Below are 18640 nucleotides of genomic sequence, written 5' to 3' on the forward strand. Positions count from 1 at the left end.
TATTGTTATTTCAATAATCGTTCTTCGGTATTTTGACGACAGATCTACAGTTGCTAGGAATCTCATTGCATAAAAGGATGCATGCCAATGGTGAAGATTCGTTTTAATCGGTCAACTGACACAAAAGGATGGGGCTTTAAGCTTTCTTGGGAACATCATATTGTAGTCAATTGGACCATACTCAAAAAAAGTATTTTATTACTGATACTTGCTGCATTTATGAGCCTATTTTGGATCAGTTGGGATATTTTTGTCCTGATACATCCACAGTATTCTGAATGGGTTAATCTTGGGATCGTGCGCTCGCACTTAATGACCAGCCTGATTACGCTGACCGTGATGTTGCTGCTGATTATTCCTTGCCATGTATTTAAGGATAGAACTTGGGCGCAGAATGTTTTACCTATCCTCAGTGTGCAGATTTTTACTGCAATGCTATGCCATAAAGGCTATTTAGCAGGCAGTTTTAGCCCAGCGACTATGGTGGGTTATGTCAGTGTAGTCGGTGTGGGTTTAGTTCTGTTTGACCGCAGGATGGTGTATTGCGCTTTGATTCCAGCAACACTGGCCTTATTGCTATGCAACTACCTGAGCATGATTGGAATGCTGACTTATGCGCCTCTGTTTAATATGCAGCGCCTAAATGAAGTACCGATGCATCCATTCTGGGTCGGCAGTATGGTATTTTTCTTATTGCCGATTTTATTGGCGTGTTTATTCTTATTTGAAATTTTACTGACGCAATGGCGAACACGGGAAATGACCATTCAGATTCTCAGTCGTCTCGACCCTCTGACCAATGTACTCAATCGACGTAGTATCAGTAGTTATTTAAATAAGTTGCATCAACACCCCCATCCACTCTATTCCATTATTCTGCTCGATCTCGATCATTTTAAAACGATTAATGATCAATATGGGCATAGCATGGGCGATCAAGTGCTGATCCAAGTCGCACGATGCTTGGCAAGTAATCTACGTGATCAGGATATCATTGGTCGTTTTGGTGGCGAGGAGTTTATTTTATTACTGCCTAATACGCCGACGATGCAAGCACAGAACGTAGCTGAACGCTGTCGCCATGCAGTATCACAACTGCGCTTTATTTCAGAATATAAGCAGGAATTTAGCGTGAGTGCCAGCTTTGGGATTAGTAGTTCACTCAGTGCCGATGAGCCACATTTGATCATCAGTCAGGCCGATCAAGCCCTGTATGCAGTCAAAGCTGCGGGGCGTAATCAAGTGAAAATATTTACTGATCTTGCAACAAGCTAGAACAATGAAGGCACAATATGCCTTCATTGCAATGTTGATTAGCCTTTCAAAAATTCTTCTCGATGTTGACGATAAGGTTCATCAAAAGGCACAAACATCTGCTCTTGTTTGGCTTCGTCAATCCATTGCTGTACCGATGGCAAAGACAAGATTTTTTGCACATAGGCTTGGCTAGATGCTGACAGTGGCAGTTGATAGCATTCAAAACGCATCACCACAGGCGCATAGAATGCATCGGCGATACTAAACTCGCCACATAAAAAACCGTCTTCGCTTGGACGTTCAGACCAGATCTGATCAATTCGAGCCACATCGGCACGTAACTGCGCATGTTCGGCCCAGAGTTGTTTGCCAATATGACCTAGATCCGCTTCCACATTCATGGGACAGAGATTACGTAAGCTTTGAAAGCTGCTATGCATCTCTGCACTAATACAACGTGCTCTAGCCCGTAATGTCTTCTCTTGTGGCCACAAGTCAAGCTCAGGATGCTGTTCCGCAATATATTCACAAATCGCCAAGCTATCCCAGACTACCAGTTCGCCATTCACAAGCGCAGGGACTTTACCCGTTGGGTTGAGCTTTAGAATCTCTGTTTTAAATTCACTTTCAGGTTCAAAACTATCAAACCGAATCACATGCTCCTGAAAGGAAATCCCCGCTTGTGTAAGTAAAATCCATGGGCGCATCGACCACGTGGAGTAATTTTTATTACCGATAAAGAGTTGATACATTGTTATTGTTTCCCTTTAAATAAAGCCAGTTGTTGTAATAGCTCAGCTTTCTGGAATGCACCCGTTAAGCGTAGCGAGCGAATTTCTTGTTGTTGCTGATCTAAGAATAAGTAGGTCGGTGGCCCTAAAATATCCCACTGTGCTAGCAATGCTTGGTGTGACACATCATAATGGCTTAAATCCATTTTAATTAAATAATAACCTGACAAGGCCTGTTGCACCTCTGCATCTTTTAGAATGCGATGCTCAATCGGCTGACAAGCCACACACCAATCCGCATAGACATCAATTACAATGCCACGGTCTTTGGGCGCATTGACTAAGATCTGCTGAAATTCATCTGCTGTTTTTGCTACATGCCATTCGGCCAGCTTATCTGCCTGAACTGAACTGAGACTTTGAAAATGCTGATATTGATTAAAGGCCAATGCTGGAATTGCTAAAATCAGTAAGATCGCATAGAGCCATTGCAACTTACTTTTCTGTGCAAACAGGCGATATACTGCATAAATAATAAAGGCCAAACCAAGAATTAAGCTAAGAATTTGAATCGCGAGTTCTGGCAATAAAGGACGGATAAAGTAAATGCTCAAGGCCAGCATTAAAAAGGCAAAGATCACCTTGATTTGATTCATCCAGTCGCCAGCTTTAGGTAAAGCTTTTGCGCCCAAAACGCTGGCTAACAGCAATGGAATGCCCATGCCAAAACCGAGTGTAAACAGCAACAACCCACCTTGCCATTGACTCTGTGTTTGCGAGATAAACAGTAATACCCCTGCCAGAGGTGCGGTCATACAAGGCCCAACCAACAATGCAGAGATCATACCCATGACACTGGCACCAACCAAAGTACCGCCTTTTTGATTGGACTGCAGTTGATCCAGTCGATTGACCCAGTTCTGTGGTAGTTTCAACTCGAACAAGCCAAATAGATTGAGGGCAAACACCACGAACAATAAGCTAAATGCGATCAATGTTGCGGGTTGTTGTAACCAGCGTTGGAAATTCAGCCCTGCTGCAGAAGCAATCAACCCTAATACTGCATAGACCAAAGCCATACTCACGACAAAAGTCAGTGCAATTGACCAAGCTTTGACGCCTTTATTGTCACGTACAATTAATGAAGTCAGAATCGGTAACATTGGTAAGGAACACGGTGTAAACGCCAGTAAAATTCCTAGGCCCAAGAATAATAAGATGCTATAAGCCAGCGAATGCTGTTCGAGTGCACTTGACCACTTTTGGTCTTGTGCCATCACATTTGAATTTTTTGCCGTTGGCTCGGCTTGCACTTCATCATTTGTTGCCGTTTGGGTATTTAAGGCATTGGATGCACGCGCCACATCTAAAAAGCTTTTTTGTGAGTTTGCACTGACATTCTGAGCACTGACTAGACCATCGGCATCAGTCTGAAATTCAATATTTTGTGGAGGATAACAAATCCGATCTTTGGCGCAGCCCTGCCAAGTTACACGATAATGCTGAGAAGCTTGGGTTGGAATACTAAATTCAGCTTGCTGATAATAAACTTGGCTGTGACCATAATTCTCATCATACTGCTCCACCGCTTTCGGTAAAGTCAATGCGACAGGCTGATTGCCCTGCTGTACTTCAAACTTATGCTGATAGAGATAATAATTTGGCTGGATCGACCAATGCAAACGTGCTTGATTCTGTGCAGTCGACTCAACCGTAAATGCAAAAGCTTGTTCGGGGCTAAGTAATGGCGCCGATGAATTCTCTTGGGCGTAAGTCAAAGACCCACATAACAACAATAAAGTCCCAAGAAAGTAACGCATCAGCGGGAAAGATTTCCCAGCCTGAACAGGCATTTGCATGATTATCTCACTGTCAATCTCCTGAACCTCCCTCCCACTTATGCAGAAGTGAATTTAAGAGAATTCAGGAGTATTCATTATTGTTAGAATAAAACCGATACGCCGAAGCCACCGTTATAACCTTTTTGATCGCCATTCAGGTCAACACCAATGCTGGCATCTAATTGCGTGCGATTATTCAAAGCATAAATCAGACCTGTACCGAGACCATATTCATAATCTTGGCTCTCAGCCTTACGATAAACGAATTCTGAATAACCCGATAATTTACCTGCAATTTTATAGTCAATGGTTGGAATTGCAGTCACGGCCCAATTACTGTTCTGCGCTTCATAACGCATGGTGATCGATGTTCCAATCAAGTCGCTAAACTCATACGCAACTGCTGAAGTGAGACTATAGATATCATCATGGTTGGTGAATTCATCATTCCCCGTTGCAATAATGGCTTCAGCCAACAATGCCATAGATAAACGATCATCTTTTAAATCAATGGCTTTTTTCAAACCAATGCTGACATCGCCCAGACCATTGGTCTCTTTTTTCGTGCCTGCACGTTTGTATTGCTGCCACACTGGACCTTGCCAACCCAATTGCAGTTCCAAACCATCGGCCAAACCGGTACGCAATAACATGTCACCGTTAAGGGTTAAGGTCTTGTCTTTGACACCATCGACCTTACCCTCTTGGTAGTTGATACTCGGTAAACCTTGTTCCCATGCCAACTGTCCCACAGGGGTAATACCAGTCCCTATCCCCGTACCAGGGCGGTCAAAAGAAAAGTCAGCCGCAAAAACGGTACTTGTCAGCATAGATGCAGCAATTAAGCTCAATGTTTGCAATGTTTTCATTCTATTCCTCGTTCTATTTCTAATAGCTTGGCTTATGCGCTGAGCTCTTTTGACATTTTTGCACCATGTTCACGTAGCAATTCCAGTGTTGCACGCTCTTCTGGTAATGACTCCGACCAATCAATTTCATCAAATTCGCAATCAAAGAACAATTGGCTGATTGATGATAAAACCGTTAAACCTTCTTCATCACGGGTATTTGGATCTACTTTTTCAACCAATAACCGTTCTACCACAGGCACGCAAGCAGAACTTGCCGCATCCCACAATGGACCATAAAACTCTTCTGAATCCCATAAATGCAGATTGGCTTTGGCTTGAATCAATACATCTAAAATATCTAAATAAACTTTGAGTTGTTGTTGCTTTTCTTCATCAGTGAAAGGCTTGCCTGCTTCATAAGCTTCACAAATTCGTTCCCACCATACGAACAAACCATCGCAAATCACAGAGACAGGCGGACCTTGTTCAGGGTCAATAAAATTCGGGTCGAGTCCTTCAGCAAGTAAAGATTGCACTTGGTCCAAATCGAGTTGTTGTATGGCTTGCACCAAGGCCTGCTGTTGCTTATTTAACATGACCAATTCTCACAATATTTTTTAATATGTCTATTATGCCGAATATCCTGACAGGATTTTATAAAAGCATCTAAAAAATCATGTATAAATTTGATACACGCATAAAAAAAGCCCCAAACAGGGCTTTTTTTATGCGTCGATTTTTACGCTTCATCATCCACTTTTACATCGTCATCTACATCGACATATTCTGGCAAGCCACCACGATGGTGTTCTTTTTTCTCATACAGATGCTCCAAACTACGTTTCAGTTTATCAATTGCACCATGAATCGAATTATCAATATTTGCTGCTTTGTGTGTCACTGCGACAGGTTTCATTCCTGCTGGGCGAGCTTCAATCATACATCGTTTGTCATGATCGCCCGTTTTGTCCCCATTCTCATCACTAATATGAACCGAAAAATGTGTAATACGCTCGCTATAACGTTGGAATTCTTGTGTAAGTTCTGCACGAACATAACTGTTTAAGCGTTCACTACCTTGAATGTTTTTATCTGTACGGATTTCAATATTCATAAATATCTTCCTCTCTTTTCTGTGAGACGGTGCTACAAAACTTTTTTCTTTGCACACTTTGAGCATGCAGTCATTCAGTGCAGTTGTATATTCTGATTGTGTAAATGCGTGTTGTCTCCTCGCTTTGCATCTGTTGTTTTTCAGTATGTAAGAAGATCTTCTATAGTTCCAATATCTGACTTTCCTCCAAAATATGCAAGCTGATTTTTGACATTTTGATGAAATCTTCAACAAAAAGATGACCAACTTTAGCATCCTTTTAGACGGCTTCTGGCATATACAATTCTTTTGTTCATTTGGTCAAATTTGGCTTTATTTTTGCTTAATACCTTGTATCCTTTACACGCCTTTTGGGGGGAGATTTTTTAAATGCAATTGAAGCAACTTGCAGCAACATGTTTATTGGTATCTACAGCCGCTTTCACTCAAGCCAAGCCGATTTGGCAAGATTTCAGCTTGACTGGTTTGTATGGTGAGAACTACGAAGTTGTTGATGAAAAGCAAACAACCATCACTGTTGAATATGCGGCAAAAGTAAAATATGCCGATGTATTCTTCTTTATGGACCGTATGCGTGGCAGTGATGACCATAAAAGTACTTATTTCGAGCTTTCTCCACGTTTAAGCTTGGGTGAAATTTCAGGTCAAAAACTTGCGTTTGGTCCAATTAAAGATGTGTTGATCTCAACCACTTGGGAAAGCAACAATGATGACTTCGCTAGTTTTGACAACTTCTTATATGGTGTTGGTTTCGATCTCGCGATTCCATATTTCCAATATGCGAATGTGAACTTCTACCGTGCCAACAACGAAAATACCGCTGATGACTATCAAATGACCATTGCTTATGCTTTGCCATTTAAAGTATCAAACGAAGATTTCTTGGTGGATGGTTTCCTTGACTGGTCTACAGGCGAAAAAGATCACGCAAGTGAACTCAACTGGACCACACAATACAAGTGGAACTTGGGTAAACACATTTCACCAGACACTCGCCTTTATTTAGGTGTTGAGCATTCTGTTTGGAATAACAAATTTGGTATGAAAAACCGCGACGAAAACAACGTCAGTGCTTTGATCAAATACCACTTCTAAGCCTTTTAGAGTGTGAAAAAGCAGCAAGGATTTCCTTGCTGTTTTTGTTGGTATCACCGAATATAAATGTGAGCTGACCTTTTGCTTTATCCACATCATATCTGTTTATTTTGTCTAATTTGATGACCTTTGCTCATGGCTGAAAAACTTGCACTTGCCCCATCCACCTTAGCTACACATTTCCACATTCGTTTTGCCACAGTCGATGACCTCGAGCAAATCCTAGCGATCTATAATACAGAGATCCTGAATGGCACAGCCAACTGGAATGATCAGGCGGTTTCCTTAGCTGATTATCAGCAACGTTTTCACGGCATGCAGCAACAGCACTTCCCCATGATCGTGGTCGAAAACCTGAATAATCATCAAGTGGCAGGCTATGCCTATTACACTGCATTTCGAAGCATCAGTGGTTATCGCCAAAGTATTGAACATTCTGTTTTTGTTGACCCAAGCTGCGCACGCCAAGGTCTGGGCAAAGCGTTGATGCAACAACTGATTCATCTGGCCAAACAGCAAAACATGCATATCATGGTGGCTGCGATTGATAGTGAAAATAAGGGCTCGATTGTGCTACATGAACAGCTTGGCTTTATTCAAACAGGTTATATGCCACAGGTTGGACAAAAGTTTGGTACATGGCGAGATTTGGTCTGGATGCAACTGCAACTCACAGAATCTCAATAAATACCCTACTGTCTTACGTCTGAATTGTGGCTTAGAATGAAAGCAATACTTGATTTCAAAAATAGCCAAAATGATTAAAACATCTCAACTCGGTCTGTGCCTTTCCATCGCAATCGCGTCAAGCGCGAGCTTTGCCGAAGTTTCTTTTGAACAAGAGTTGCAACAAGGCTGCGCCAAAGTAAAACAATATGCGCAAGCAGGTAAAAAATTTTACGATCAAAAGCAATATCTCAAAGCCGCCAAACAATTTGAAGATCAAGCCGCATGGGCACATTTCTGTCAACTTAATGCAGATGAAAGCGGGATTCAGGTCAGTGACCGAGACATTGAAATCGCTAACAATAATGTCGGCTTAAGCTATGCCAAACTAGGCAAACCGCAATGGGCCAGAGTCTGGTTTCTCAGAGATAAAGACTCAAAAACCAGTCAATACAATTTAAAACAGCTCCCTAAACCAAAAGTATCTTCAGATTTACAAGGAACTTATGCCCGCGCCAATGGTTTTGGGCAATGGGATTACCTCAAGGTCAGCAAAAAACAGAATCAATATCAGATTGCATTTGATGGCTATTACTTCGGACTACGTGGCCTGATCTATGGACCCAATATGGGACAGTTTGAAACCAGCATGCCAATCAAGTCAAAACAAACCAGCTATCGCTATGAAGATTGCCAAATCAAACTTCTATTCGCCAATGATGCGAATCTTGGACAAAAAATTGAGGTTGAACAGCACAACGGCGAGTCCTCATGTGGCTTTGGACACAATGTCTATGCTGGTGGCACGTTTTATAAGGTTGAAGACAAATAAATCTAGGCTAACCATTTAATGTTCTAAATTGCATTTCCCCAACACTCACTATCGTGATAGGCGACATGGATGTCGCCATGTTCGACTACGGTCACAAGGACGTACCGTTAGTCGAACAAAGGATTTTTGCCTACTTTTGATCCTTCAAAAGTAGGGTACATCATAAAGATAGATTACTAAAAACACTGATAAAGCAACAATTAGCCAAGAAATACTATATCGCCACCAACTCCCGAATCCCCTTCTCAGGCATATCCTCCCCCCGCCCCTGTGCAATCACCTGCCCACGCGCCATCACCGTATACGCATCTGCCAACTCTTCAGCAAAATCATAAAACTGTTCCACCAAAATAATCGCCATCTCGCCTTGATCAGCCAACTTACGAATCACTCGACCAATATCTTTAATAATTGAAGGCTGAATCCCTTCGGTCGGTTCATCCAGAATTAACACGCTTGGTTCTGAGGCCAACGCTCTGGCAATCGCAAGCTGCTGTTGCTGGCCACCCGATAAATCTCCGCCACGGCGATGTTTCATTTCATCAAGTACAGGGAAAATTTCATATAAATGGCTTGGCACCTTACGCGTCTTGGCACCCGAAAATTTCGCCATGCCAATTAAAATATTTTCTTCTACCGTTAAAGTTGAAAAGATATCGCGACCTTGCGGCACATAGGCCAAACCTGCACGTACCCGTTGCTCAGGGGACATCTTGGCGATGTCTTTGCCATCTAACAAAATCTGCCCTGACTTAATCGGCAGAATCCCCATCAGGCATTTCAACAAGGTGGTTTTGCCTACGCCATTACGGCCTAGCACCACACTACACTCCCCCACAGGCGCGTTAAAAGACACATCACGCAGAATATGACTGCCACCATAGAATTGATTAATTTGTTTCACTTCTAACATGTGCCTCTCCTAGCGTCCCAAATATTTTTCGATCACATCTTCATTGGCCTGAACCTCTGCCAATGTGCCTTCTGCCAAAATCGCCCCCTGCGCCAATACCGTGACTTTTTCACTGATGGTGTCAATAAAGCTCATGTCATGTTCCACCACCACAAGGGTGTGATTTTTTTTCAGTTCCAGACACAGTTCAGCCGTGCGCTCGGTTTCAGCATCGGTCATGCCTGCGACAGGCTCATCCAATAAAATCAACTTCGGCCGTTGCATCAGCAACATGCCGATTTCCAACCACTGTTTTTGTCCATGTGACAGCAGACCCGCTGGCTTTTGCACAAATTCCTTTAAACGAATCTGCTCCAAGCTCTCATCCAAAGCCAATTGCGCTTCGGGGTCTAAACGAGAAAAGAAGCTTTTCTTCACCCGCTTATCTCGAGGTGCTGCCAACAGCAGATTTTCCATGACGGTAAAATTTTCAAACACTGTTGGTTTTTGAAATTTGCGACCGATACCCGCTTCGGCAATTTGCTCGGTGCTCATTTTGGCAAGATCATAGTTTTGCCCAAAAAATGCCGTGCCTGTGGTTGGACGCGTTTTACCAGTAATCACATCCATCAAGGTGGTTTTACCCGCCCCATTCGGCCCGATAATGCAACGTAATTCACCCTCGGCAATGTACAACGACAAATCATTGAGGGCTCGAAATGAGTCAAACCAGACACTGACTTTTTCCAGATATAAGGCAATACCGTGGCTAAAATCCGCACCTTGCGGCTTGGCACGACCATAGCCCTCACCCAGTTGACCGCCATGTTGAGCTGAGTCTATTAATACATCACTCATTTAATCACGCTCCTTTTTAAAACGGTCGAATACACCAATCACACCCTTAGGTAAGAACAAGGTCACCACGATGAATAGCGCACCCAAGATCAATAACCATGCTTCTGGCGCAGCCACAGTGAAATAGGTTTTCACTGCATTGATTAAACCTGCCCCTAAAATCGGGCCAATCAAAGTGCCACGTCCACCCGCAGCCACCCACACCGCCATTTCAATTGAGTTGACTGGGTTCATTTCGCTTGGGTTAATGATGCCTGCTTGCGGCACATACAGTGCCCCTGCAATGCCAGCAATCACCGCAGACAATACCCATGCCGACAGCTTGTACCACAGCGTACGATAGCCGAGGTATTGCAAACGATTTTCACTGTCACGAATCGCGCCCAATACTCTCCCATAAGGACGATTCATCAGTTGACGTAGGCCAAGGAAGCACAACATCAACATCAATGCAGTCACAAAGCACAGCGTTGCGCGCATTGGTGCAGAGGTAATATCAAAACCCAAAATTGTTTTAAAGCCTGTAAAACCATTATTGCCCCCAAAGCCTGTTTCATTACGAAAAAACAGTAATGCGGCGGCAAAAGTCATGGCTTGAGTAATGATCGAGAAATACACCCCTTTGATTTTGGAGCGAAAGGCAAAAAAGCCAAAGATAAATGCGATCAAACCGGGTACCAGCACCACCAGTGCCAGCGCCCAAGCAATGTGCTCGGTACCGATCCAATACCAAGGCAACTCAGTCCAACTCAGGAAACGCATAAAATCAGGCAGTCCGTCACCTGCGGATTGGCGCATGAGATACATGCCAAAGGCATAACCGCCCAAGGCAAAATACAAACCATGTCCCAAGCTTAGAATCCCGGCATAGCCCCAGACCAGATCCAGTGCAAGAGCCACCAAAGCCAAACACATGATCTTGCCAATCAAGGTGATCCAGTAAGCAGATAGGTAAAAGGCCGAGTCAGGAGACAACAAGTGTAGCCACGGCAACAGCAATAACACGCCAAAACACAGTGCAATCGCCACCGCGCTATAGGGCTTGTCGGCAAATAAGGAAGTGATTTTCATTGGCTTACTCCACAAAACGGCCTTTGATGGCAAACAAACCTTGTGGACGCTTTTGGATAAACAAAATCACAAGAACCAAGAGAATAATTTTTGCGAGCACTGCACCTAAACCAATTTCTAAAACCGTACCGCTAATCCCCAGTCCAAGCGCTGCCAATACCGCACCCCACACTTGACCCACACCACCGACAACAACGACAAGGAAGGCATCAATAATGTAGTTTTGTCCAAGGTCAGGTCCAACATTACCGACCTGCGCCAAGGCACAACCTGCCAAACCCGCCAAGCCTGAACCCAGACCAAAGGCCATCATGTCAATCCGTGCAGAACGGATACCGACAGCACGTGCCATTTGACGGTTTTGTGTCACGGCTCGAACGAATAAGCCAAAACGGGTTTTATTGAGTAGGAACAGCAACAGTAATAACACTGCGACGGTAAAACCAATAATGGCGATCCGGTTATAAGGCAGCATTAGGCTCGGTGTTAGCGCAATTCCACCACTCAACCATGCTACGTTGGAAACCTCGACATTTTGCGCACCGAACACCATACGCACCAATTGCATCAGGATCAGACTCACACCAAAGGTGGCAAGTAAAGTTTCCAATTGACGGCCATACAGCGGGCGAATCACGGTGCGTTCAATCAACATGCCCATCAAGGCACTGACCAGGAATGCCGCAGGAATTGCTGCCAATAAATACCAATCGACTAATCCAGCAAAATGAGTCTTAAAAAAACTCTGGATTACATAGGTGGTATAGGCACCAATCATGATGAGCTCACCATGTGCCATGTTAATTACCCCAAGCAGACCATAGGTAATGGCTAAGCCAAGTGCTGCAAGCAGTAAAATGCTGGCGGTACTTAGGCCTGAAAAGACATGGCCTGACCACTCACTGATTTGTAGGCGGGTTTTAATTTTATTTTGTGCATCCAGTAAAGCTGCTTTCAGCGCAGGATTAGTTTGTGGTTGTTCTAAAGTTTGGTTGATCAAAGCGAATACGTCAGGACGATTTGAATCGGCCAAGACTTTCACTGCTTCAAGCTTGGTAAACTCATCAGCACTGTTAAAATCCAGACGAGCTTTGAGCTGTGCTAAACGTGCTTTGACCTGATCATTTTTTTCATTCAGATAAAGCTGCTTCACCATCGCGACATCAAGTTCAGCCAAGTTATTTTCTAAAATATCAACTGCAGCTAAACGTTGAGAAGCATCTGTAGAATCGAGTTTGGCTTTGGCTTGACCAAAATTCAGCGCTTTGCGTAAGGTATTCACCAAAGTCACTTGGGATAAATCCGCAGGCCATTGTTCCAACGCCTGCTGCTCAGGATAACTAAACAGCTTGTCATCATTTTTTAAGAGATAAGTATTGCCTGCGCTATCGGTATACAGCTCATTTTGATCAATATATGCCACCAGTTGATCCAGTTGTTCAATACTGGCAGGCCATTGATTGAGCATGGCACGACGCGTCGCAAAATCGGACTTCACAAAGGTCTGAATGGCATCTTGAGAAGCTGTAGACGTCACGGTTGTTGCGGATGTGGCTTCTGCCCATGCTGGACTAAAAATCATCTGTGCCATGATGCAGAGCAGTGCCAAAACATAGTGTTTCGCCATAGAACTCCCCTTATTATTACGGTTTTAAATAGATCAAAAAAAATCAGAATAGAAAAGCCTGCTGTGAATACAGCAGGCTAAAAGTCAATTATTTCGGGATATACGGGCTCCAAGGCTCTGCCTTGATGGTTTGTGCAGTTTTATAAACCACGTCGAATTGACCATCGCCGCGGATCTGTCCAATCATCACAGGTTTATGTAGATGGTGATTCGTTTCATCCATTTTTAAGGTATAGCCTGATGGCGCAGCAAAAGTCTGACCTGCCATCGCATCACGAACTTTGTCGACTTCTGTCGAGCCCGCTTTTTCAACTGCTTGCTTCCACATATTGATACCGACATAGGTCGCTTCCATCGGATCGTTGGTCACCACTTTGTCTGCATTTGGAAGTTTATATTCCACCGCATATTGTTTGAATTTATTCACAAACTCAGTGTTTTTAGGATTTTTCACTGACATGAAGTAGTTCCATGCCGCTAAATGACCCACCAATGGTTTGGTATCGATACCGCGTAATTCTTCCTCACCTACCGAGAAGGCCATGACAGGAATATCAGATGCTTTAATGCCTTGGTTACCTAGCTCACGATAGAACGGCACATTGGAGTCGCCATTGATGGTCGAGATCACCGCAGTCTTTTTACCTGCAGAGAACTTCTTAATATTGGAAACAATGGTTTGATAATTGCTGTGACCAAATGGCGTGTATTCTTCCATGATGTCAGCATCAGCCACACCCTTCGACTTCAAGAAAGCACGCAAGATTTTGTTGGTGGTGCGTGGATAGACATAGTCTGTACCGAGTAACACAAAACGTTCTGCTTTACCGCCCTCATCCCCCATCAAGTATTCAACCGCAGGAATCGCTTGTTGATTTGGTGCTGCACCCGTGTAGAAGATATTTTTAGACTGTTCCTGACCTTCATATTGCACTGGATAGAACAATAAGCCATTTAGCTCTTCCACCACAGGCAAAACTGATTTACGCGAAACGGATGTCCAGCAGCCAAAAATAACAGCCACTTTATCTTGGGTAATCAACTGACGGGCTTTTTCTGCAAACAATGGCCAATCCGATGCAGGGTCAACAATCACAGGCTCTAATTTTTTTCCGAGTACCCCACCATTGGCATTAATCTCATTAATGGTCATCAAGGCAGTGTCTTTCAGTGACGTTTCAGAAATCGCCATGGTGCCTGAAAGCGAATGTAGAATCCCCACTTTAATAGTATCGCCACTGGCAGCGGGTGCAGTTTTAGCTTCTGTTTTGGTCTGTTCTGTTTTTTCTGCTGGTTTTGAACAGCCAACTAGACCGATCCCCATCATGGCTGCCATCAGTACGGACATCGACATCAATTTGTTTTGCATCTTGTTTCTCCACCCATCAATAATTGTGATTTTTACTGGGTGGAGTTATTCAATTTCTGTGCCAACACAATAAGATATTGTTTTTAATTAATTTAAATAAAATTTAAGTCTTAATTCTTTCATCTTGTATACAACATTGCATACAAAAAATACGCAACGACCTAAAATGATGCAAATTTGTTCAGCTCGGATATTAAAAGTTCAACAAAAGAAAAAGCCAAGCTAGTGCTTGGCTTTAATCCGATAATGAGACAAAGGGCTTAAACCGTAATATCTGCCAAATTACCCTTTTGTTCTAACCAGTGTTTACGATCTGCTGAACGCTTTTTCGCAAGTAATTTATCCAATAACCCTGCGGTTAAATGTGCATCATCCAAGTCCAATTGCACCAAACGACGCGTATTCGGGTCCATTGTGGTTTCACGCAACTGGCTGGCGTTCATCTCGCCCAAACCTTTAAATCGGGTGATCTGAGGATTTTTATTGCCTTTAACTTTTTTCAGGATACTTTCAAGCTCATCATCATCCAAGGCATAGTACACCTCTTTACCAATATCGATACGATAAAGTGGTGGCATAGCGACGAACAGATGGCCTTCCTCAACCAAAGTCGGGAAATGTTTTACGAATAAAGCGCATAATAAAGTTGCGATATGTAGACCATCCGAATCCGCATCGGCAAGGATACAGATCTTGCCATAACGCAATTCAGACAGATCATCACTGCCTGGATCGACTCCAATTGCGATGGCAATATCATGCACTTCTTGAGACGCCAACACTTCGTCTGAAGAGACTTCCCAAGTATTCAGGATTTTTCCACGAATCGGCATAATCGCTTGGAAATTCTTGTCACGTGCCTGTTTGGCACTACCGCCCGCAGAATCCCCTTCGACAATAAACAGCTCACTATCTTCACGGGTTAAACCAACACAGTCTGCCAGTTTTCCAGGCAGCGCAGGGCCTGCAACAATCTTCTTACGCTCCACTTTCTTCGCTGCTTTTAAACGACGTCCTGCTTTGGCAATCGCCATTTCCGCCAGTTGCGTCGCAATCTCGGCATGCTGGTTTAACCATAAAGCAAATGCATCTTTGGCGATGTTCAGCACAATATTAGAGGCTTCACGACTGGATAAACGTTCTTTGGTTTGCCCAGAAAATTGTGGCTCTTGGAATTTCAGCGATAGAATAAAGTTTACGCCATCCCAAACATCTTCCGCAGACAGCTTCATATTACGCGGCAACAAATTGCGTAATTCACAAAATTCACGTAAAGCCTCAGTCACACCTGAACGCAGACCATTGACATGGGTACCGCCTTGCGCGGTTGGAATCAAGTTGACATAGCTTTCCTGAATCTGCTCGCCACCTTCCACATTCCAGCAAATCGCAAATTCACAGGCTGCGCGGTCTGCTTGTCCGCTACTGACAAAAGCGGGATCTGGCAAGATGTCTCGATCTTGCAGTTCATCCATTAAATAGTCGACCAGACCATTTTCAAACTGCCATTCGATCTTTTCGTTATTGATTTTATCGTCATAAATAATTTTTAAGCCCGCCGCTAAAACTGCCTTGGCTTTTAAATTATGTTTCAGTGCTTTAAGCGCAAATTTAGGGCTATCAAAATATTTGGTTTCAGGCCAGAAACGTACTGTGGTGCCTGTCGCACGCTTAGCGACCTTACCTTCTAAAACCGACAAAGGTGCAACTGGCTCGCCTTGTTCAAAGGCCATTTGATACAGATTACCTTGACGCTGTACTGCCACTTCAACACGGGTCGATAAGGCATTGACCACCGAAATCCCGACCCCATGCAGACCACCAGAGAACTGATAGTTATCGGTGCTGAATTTACCGCCTGCATGCAGCTTGGTCAAAATAATCTCGATACCACTTTGCCCATATTCAGGATGAATGTCGACTGGCATACCCCGCCCATTATCTTCAACCGACAATGAGCCATCTTCATAGACCGTGACACAAATCTGGTTGGCATGACCCGCAAGTGCTTCATCGACTGCATTATCAATCACCTCTTGCGCCAAATGGTTTGGACGTGAGGTGTCGGTATACATACCCGGTCGACGACGCACTGGATCTAAACCAGAAAGAACTTCAAGAGATTGTGCCGTGTATTGTGTCACTTGGTCTGACTTCCTTATTGGATGGCTGCCGATAAAAATTCGAGAACTAAAGGTAATTTTTCTTCAAAATCATCCATTGCATGATTACCATCTGCGTCGGTTAAAATCAATGAGGATGGATGAACTGCACTATAATAGCGTTGAGCTTCACGATAATCCAAAACTTCGTCGCCTTGTTGCAAAAGCACTAGAATTTTATCAGCATGAACGAGCTTCGTGTCAGCAATCGATTGTAATTGCTGCAGTTGATTGGCATCAAGTGTCCATGATGCAGTGACTTTGAGTGGGATTTGTTCAACCCCAAATAAATCTTCGAATAAACGCCATGGTCGCATAGCAGGATTAATCAATACAGCAGCACAACCATATTTTGCGACAAGATATGTCGCATAGAAACCACCGAGACTGCTTCCCACTAAAACTACTTTATCCTGTGCTAAATTTTCGATAAGCTGAGAGAGTTGTTCTAGCACTTGGTTGGGTGGCTGATTTAAATCAGGTAAATGCACCTGTATCGCCTCATGCTGTGCACAATATTGTTGCAACTGCTGCCCTTTTATCGACATCGGACTGCTTCGGAAACCATGTAGATAGATAATTTGCATACGCACCAAAATAGGCAATGAGTTGACATAAAGTGAAATAAATCACATTATTTTGATTAATAGTTAAACAAATAACAATATAAATTACATTTAAGCTGGATATTGTCTGACACAAAAAACGATACTGTACTCCGTTCATCAGTATTCTAAAAAAATTACGTATGAAAGACATAAGATGTAAGCGTTTGTTGTAGTTTATCTAAACAATATTCAGAAAAAACACTTCAAACCTTCGGTATATATCAAGGATGGGGAAATCAATATGCCAAGTTTAACACCTCTGCATGAAACCTATTGTAAGTGGGATCGCACGCCCCCGAGTCAGGCAGATGTTTTGGAGGGTTTGGCACAGCTGGTCAGTACCAGCCTCAGTGGTGTACATGAACTGATTCAAGTGGTACAAACTGAGGTATTAAGGACAACGCTCGGTTTAAGTGCACAAAAAGCCAAACAATTACAAAAGCACCCGCAACTGCAAAAGTTTTATCAGTTTTCTTATGTTGCCCTACAAAAATATGGCAGTCATTTTCTTGCGCCAAATTTACGTCGCATTATTGAAAAATTTCCAGTCTTACATGACAAGCCTTTAACCCCAACTCTACATTTTTTGGTGGGTGCGTTGAATGGAATTTTTGGTGATTTCTTTTTAAAGCAGCACAATCCAATGGCTTTGCCAATGGTGCTTTATGATCACTATGGTTCTTTACAGCAAGGCGAGCTAACAGGGCGTGTGGTGATTCTGGCTCATGGTTTATGTATGAATCATTTAACCTGGTCTAATCATCGTTATGGTGGGATTGGTGAGCGTTTACTCGCGCAACGTGATAACAACACCATGCTGTATTTGAATTACAACACTGGTCGCCGAATTTCCGCAAATGGCCGTAGTTTTGCCAATACCTTAGAGGATTTGGTACAGCGTAATCCACGCATCACCAGTATTGACCTGATCGGGCACAGTATGGGCGGCTTGGTTTCGCGTAGTGCTCTATTTTATGGCAAACAGAATCTGTATCAATGGGTGCATATGGTCGAGAATCTGGTTTGTATCGGTTCGCCACATCATGGTGCAGTACTTGAACGCTTTGGCTTCGTTTTACAAGACAAACTCGGTGGATTCCCGTTTATCAACTTGCTTGGTCAGTTGGTGAATGTGCGTAGTAACGGCATACTTGATCTGCGTTATGGCAGTGTCCGTGATGATGACTGGGAACATAATGATGCGCGCATTGGTTTTGCCGACGATAATCGTAAACCCGCTCCGCTACCGTCCCATATCAATACCTTCTTGATTGCAGGGACTTTAGAGTTCGAGAAGTTACGTAATAAAGCGCTGTCTGTGATTGGGGATTATCTGGTCAGTGTGAAAAGTGCTTTGGGTGAACATCAAAATCCACGTTTCCAACTGAAATTACCTGATACCCATAAAGCAGTTTTCTATGGGCTGAATCATTTTGAAATTCAGTATCATTCCAGTGTGGCTGAGCAGATTACCCGTTGGTTATATCCAGATGCTAAAGAGAAAGTTGAAGCTGGCGTACAAACCCATATGATCAACGTACCTCAGAACTATACCTTTGATGATTTAGAAGGCATTGTTGAGACCTAAAAGATAAAAGCTCAGTTAGGTTCTAGCTGAGCTTTTTTAATCAAAGACTGCAACAAGCTCAAAAAATCTATAAATATC

At 43.3% G+C, this 18640-nt stretch carries 17 protein-coding genes; 5 read left to right on the forward strand and 12 right to left on the reverse strand.

The window, feature by feature from the left end; translation table 11 throughout:
• Positions 1-87 precede the first annotated feature (87 nt).
• On the forward strand, positions 88-1275 hold the full coding sequence (locus F902_RS05215; RefSeq protein WP_005201610.1) for a GGDEF domain-containing protein: 1188 nt from the start codon (positions 88-90) through the stop codon (positions 1273-1275).
• A gap of 38 nt (positions 1276-1313) precedes the next feature.
• Here the strand turns inward: F902_RS05215 and F902_RS05220 are convergent, their stop codons facing one another.
• From F902_RS05220 to F902_RS05240, 5 genes are all read right to left on the reverse strand, one after another.
• Entirely contained in the window at positions 1314-2009 is a 696-nt protein-coding gene (locus F902_RS05220; RefSeq protein WP_005201613.1) for a glutathione S-transferase family protein, read from the reverse strand.
• 2 nt (positions 2010-2011) lie between these two features.
• Complete coding sequence (gene dsbD / locus F902_RS05225; protein ID WP_005201614.1) at positions 2012-3847, reverse strand: protein-disulfide reductase DsbD; 1836 nt, start codon at positions 3845-3847, stop codon at positions 2012-2014.
• Positions 3848-3930: 83 nt separating this feature from the next.
• Positions 3931-4698 carry a transporter gene (locus F902_RS05230; RefSeq protein WP_005201616.1) on the reverse strand — a complete coding sequence of 256 codons (768 nt, stop codon included), beginning with the start codon at positions 4696-4698 and terminating at the stop codon, positions 3931-3933.
• A gap of 32 nt (positions 4699-4730) precedes the next feature.
• Entirely contained in the window at positions 4731-5276 is a 546-nt protein-coding gene (locus tag F902_RS05235; protein ID WP_004803559.1) for an ankyrin repeat domain-containing protein, read from the reverse strand.
• Between the two features lie 143 nt (positions 5277-5419).
• A complete protein-coding gene (locus F902_RS05240) occupies positions 5420-5794 on the reverse strand; it encodes an HPF/RaiA family ribosome-associated protein (RefSeq protein WP_004803557.1) in 375 nt (124 codons plus the stop codon).
• A 369-nt stretch (positions 5795-6163) separates the two neighbouring features.
• On the opposite strand from F902_RS05240, the gene F902_RS05245 reads away from it, so the two are divergent.
• From F902_RS05245 to F902_RS05255, 3 genes are all read left to right on the forward strand, one after another.
• Positions 6164-6889 (forward strand): outer membrane protein OmpK, encoded by a 726-nt coding sequence (locus F902_RS05245; RefSeq protein ID WP_005201617.1) that lies wholly within the window; start codon positions 6164-6166, stop codon positions 6887-6889.
• 135 nt (positions 6890-7024) lie between these two features.
• Positions 7025-7576, forward strand: coding sequence for a GNAT family N-acetyltransferase (locus F902_RS05250; RefSeq protein ID WP_005201618.1), 552 nt, complete (start codon positions 7025-7027; stop codon positions 7574-7576).
• 70 nt (positions 7577-7646) lie between these two features.
• On the forward strand, positions 7647-8387 hold the full coding sequence (locus F902_RS05255; protein ID WP_005201619.1) for a hypothetical protein: 741 nt from the start codon (positions 7647-7649) through the stop codon (positions 8385-8387).
• A gap of 214 nt (positions 8388-8601) precedes the next feature.
• Here the strand turns inward: F902_RS05255 and urtE are convergent, their stop codons facing one another.
• From urtE to F902_RS05290, 7 genes are all read right to left on the reverse strand, one after another.
• Positions 8602-9300, reverse strand: coding sequence for an urea ABC transporter ATP-binding subunit UrtE (urtE, locus tag F902_RS05260; protein WP_004657106.1), 699 nt, complete (start codon positions 9298-9300; stop codon positions 8602-8604).
• Positions 9301-9309: 9 nt separating this feature from the next.
• Positions 9310-10137 carry an urea ABC transporter ATP-binding protein UrtD gene (gene urtD / locus F902_RS05265; RefSeq protein WP_005201620.1) on the reverse strand — a complete coding sequence of 276 codons (828 nt, stop codon included), beginning with the start codon at positions 10135-10137 and terminating at the stop codon, positions 9310-9312.
• Positions 10138-11208: an urea ABC transporter permease subunit UrtC gene (urtC, locus tag F902_RS05270; RefSeq protein ID WP_005201621.1), complete on the reverse strand. Its 1071-nt coding sequence runs from the start codon at positions 11206-11208 to the stop codon at positions 10138-10140.
• Positions 11209-11212: 4 nt separating this feature from the next.
• Positions 11213-12835, reverse strand: a complete 1623-nt coding sequence (gene urtB, locus F902_RS05275; RefSeq protein ID WP_005201622.1) for an urea ABC transporter permease subunit UrtB — start codon at positions 12833-12835, stop codon at positions 11213-11215.
• An 88-nt stretch (positions 12836-12923) separates the two neighbouring features.
• The gene (gene urtA / locus F902_RS05280) at positions 12924-14204 is read right to left on the reverse strand and encodes an urea ABC transporter substrate-binding protein (protein ID WP_004803542.1); all 1281 of its coding nucleotides are present in this window, start codon (positions 14202-14204) and stop codon (positions 12924-12926) included.
• A 260-nt stretch (positions 14205-14464) separates the two neighbouring features.
• Positions 14465-16348, reverse strand: coding sequence for a DNA topoisomerase IV subunit B (parE, locus tag F902_RS05285; RefSeq protein WP_004803540.1), 1884 nt, complete (start codon positions 16346-16348; stop codon positions 14465-14467).
• A gap of 14 nt (positions 16349-16362) precedes the next feature.
• Positions 16363-16953 (reverse strand): YqiA/YcfP family alpha/beta fold hydrolase, encoded by a 591-nt coding sequence (locus F902_RS05290; RefSeq protein WP_004803538.1) that lies wholly within the window; start codon positions 16951-16953, stop codon positions 16363-16365.
• Positions 16954-17215: 262 nt separating this feature from the next.
• Between F902_RS05290 and F902_RS05295 the strand changes: the two genes are divergently transcribed.
• Positions 17216-18562 (forward strand): PGAP1-like alpha/beta domain-containing protein, encoded by a 1347-nt coding sequence (locus tag F902_RS05295; protein ID WP_004803536.1) that lies wholly within the window; start codon positions 17216-17218, stop codon positions 18560-18562.
• The last annotated feature ends 78 nt before the right edge of the window (positions 18563-18640 follow it).

The sequence above is a fragment of the Acinetobacter higginsii genome (genome assembly GCF_000369525.1).
Taxonomy (GTDB): Bacteria; Pseudomonadota; Gammaproteobacteria; order Pseudomonadales; family Moraxellaceae; genus Acinetobacter; species Acinetobacter higginsii.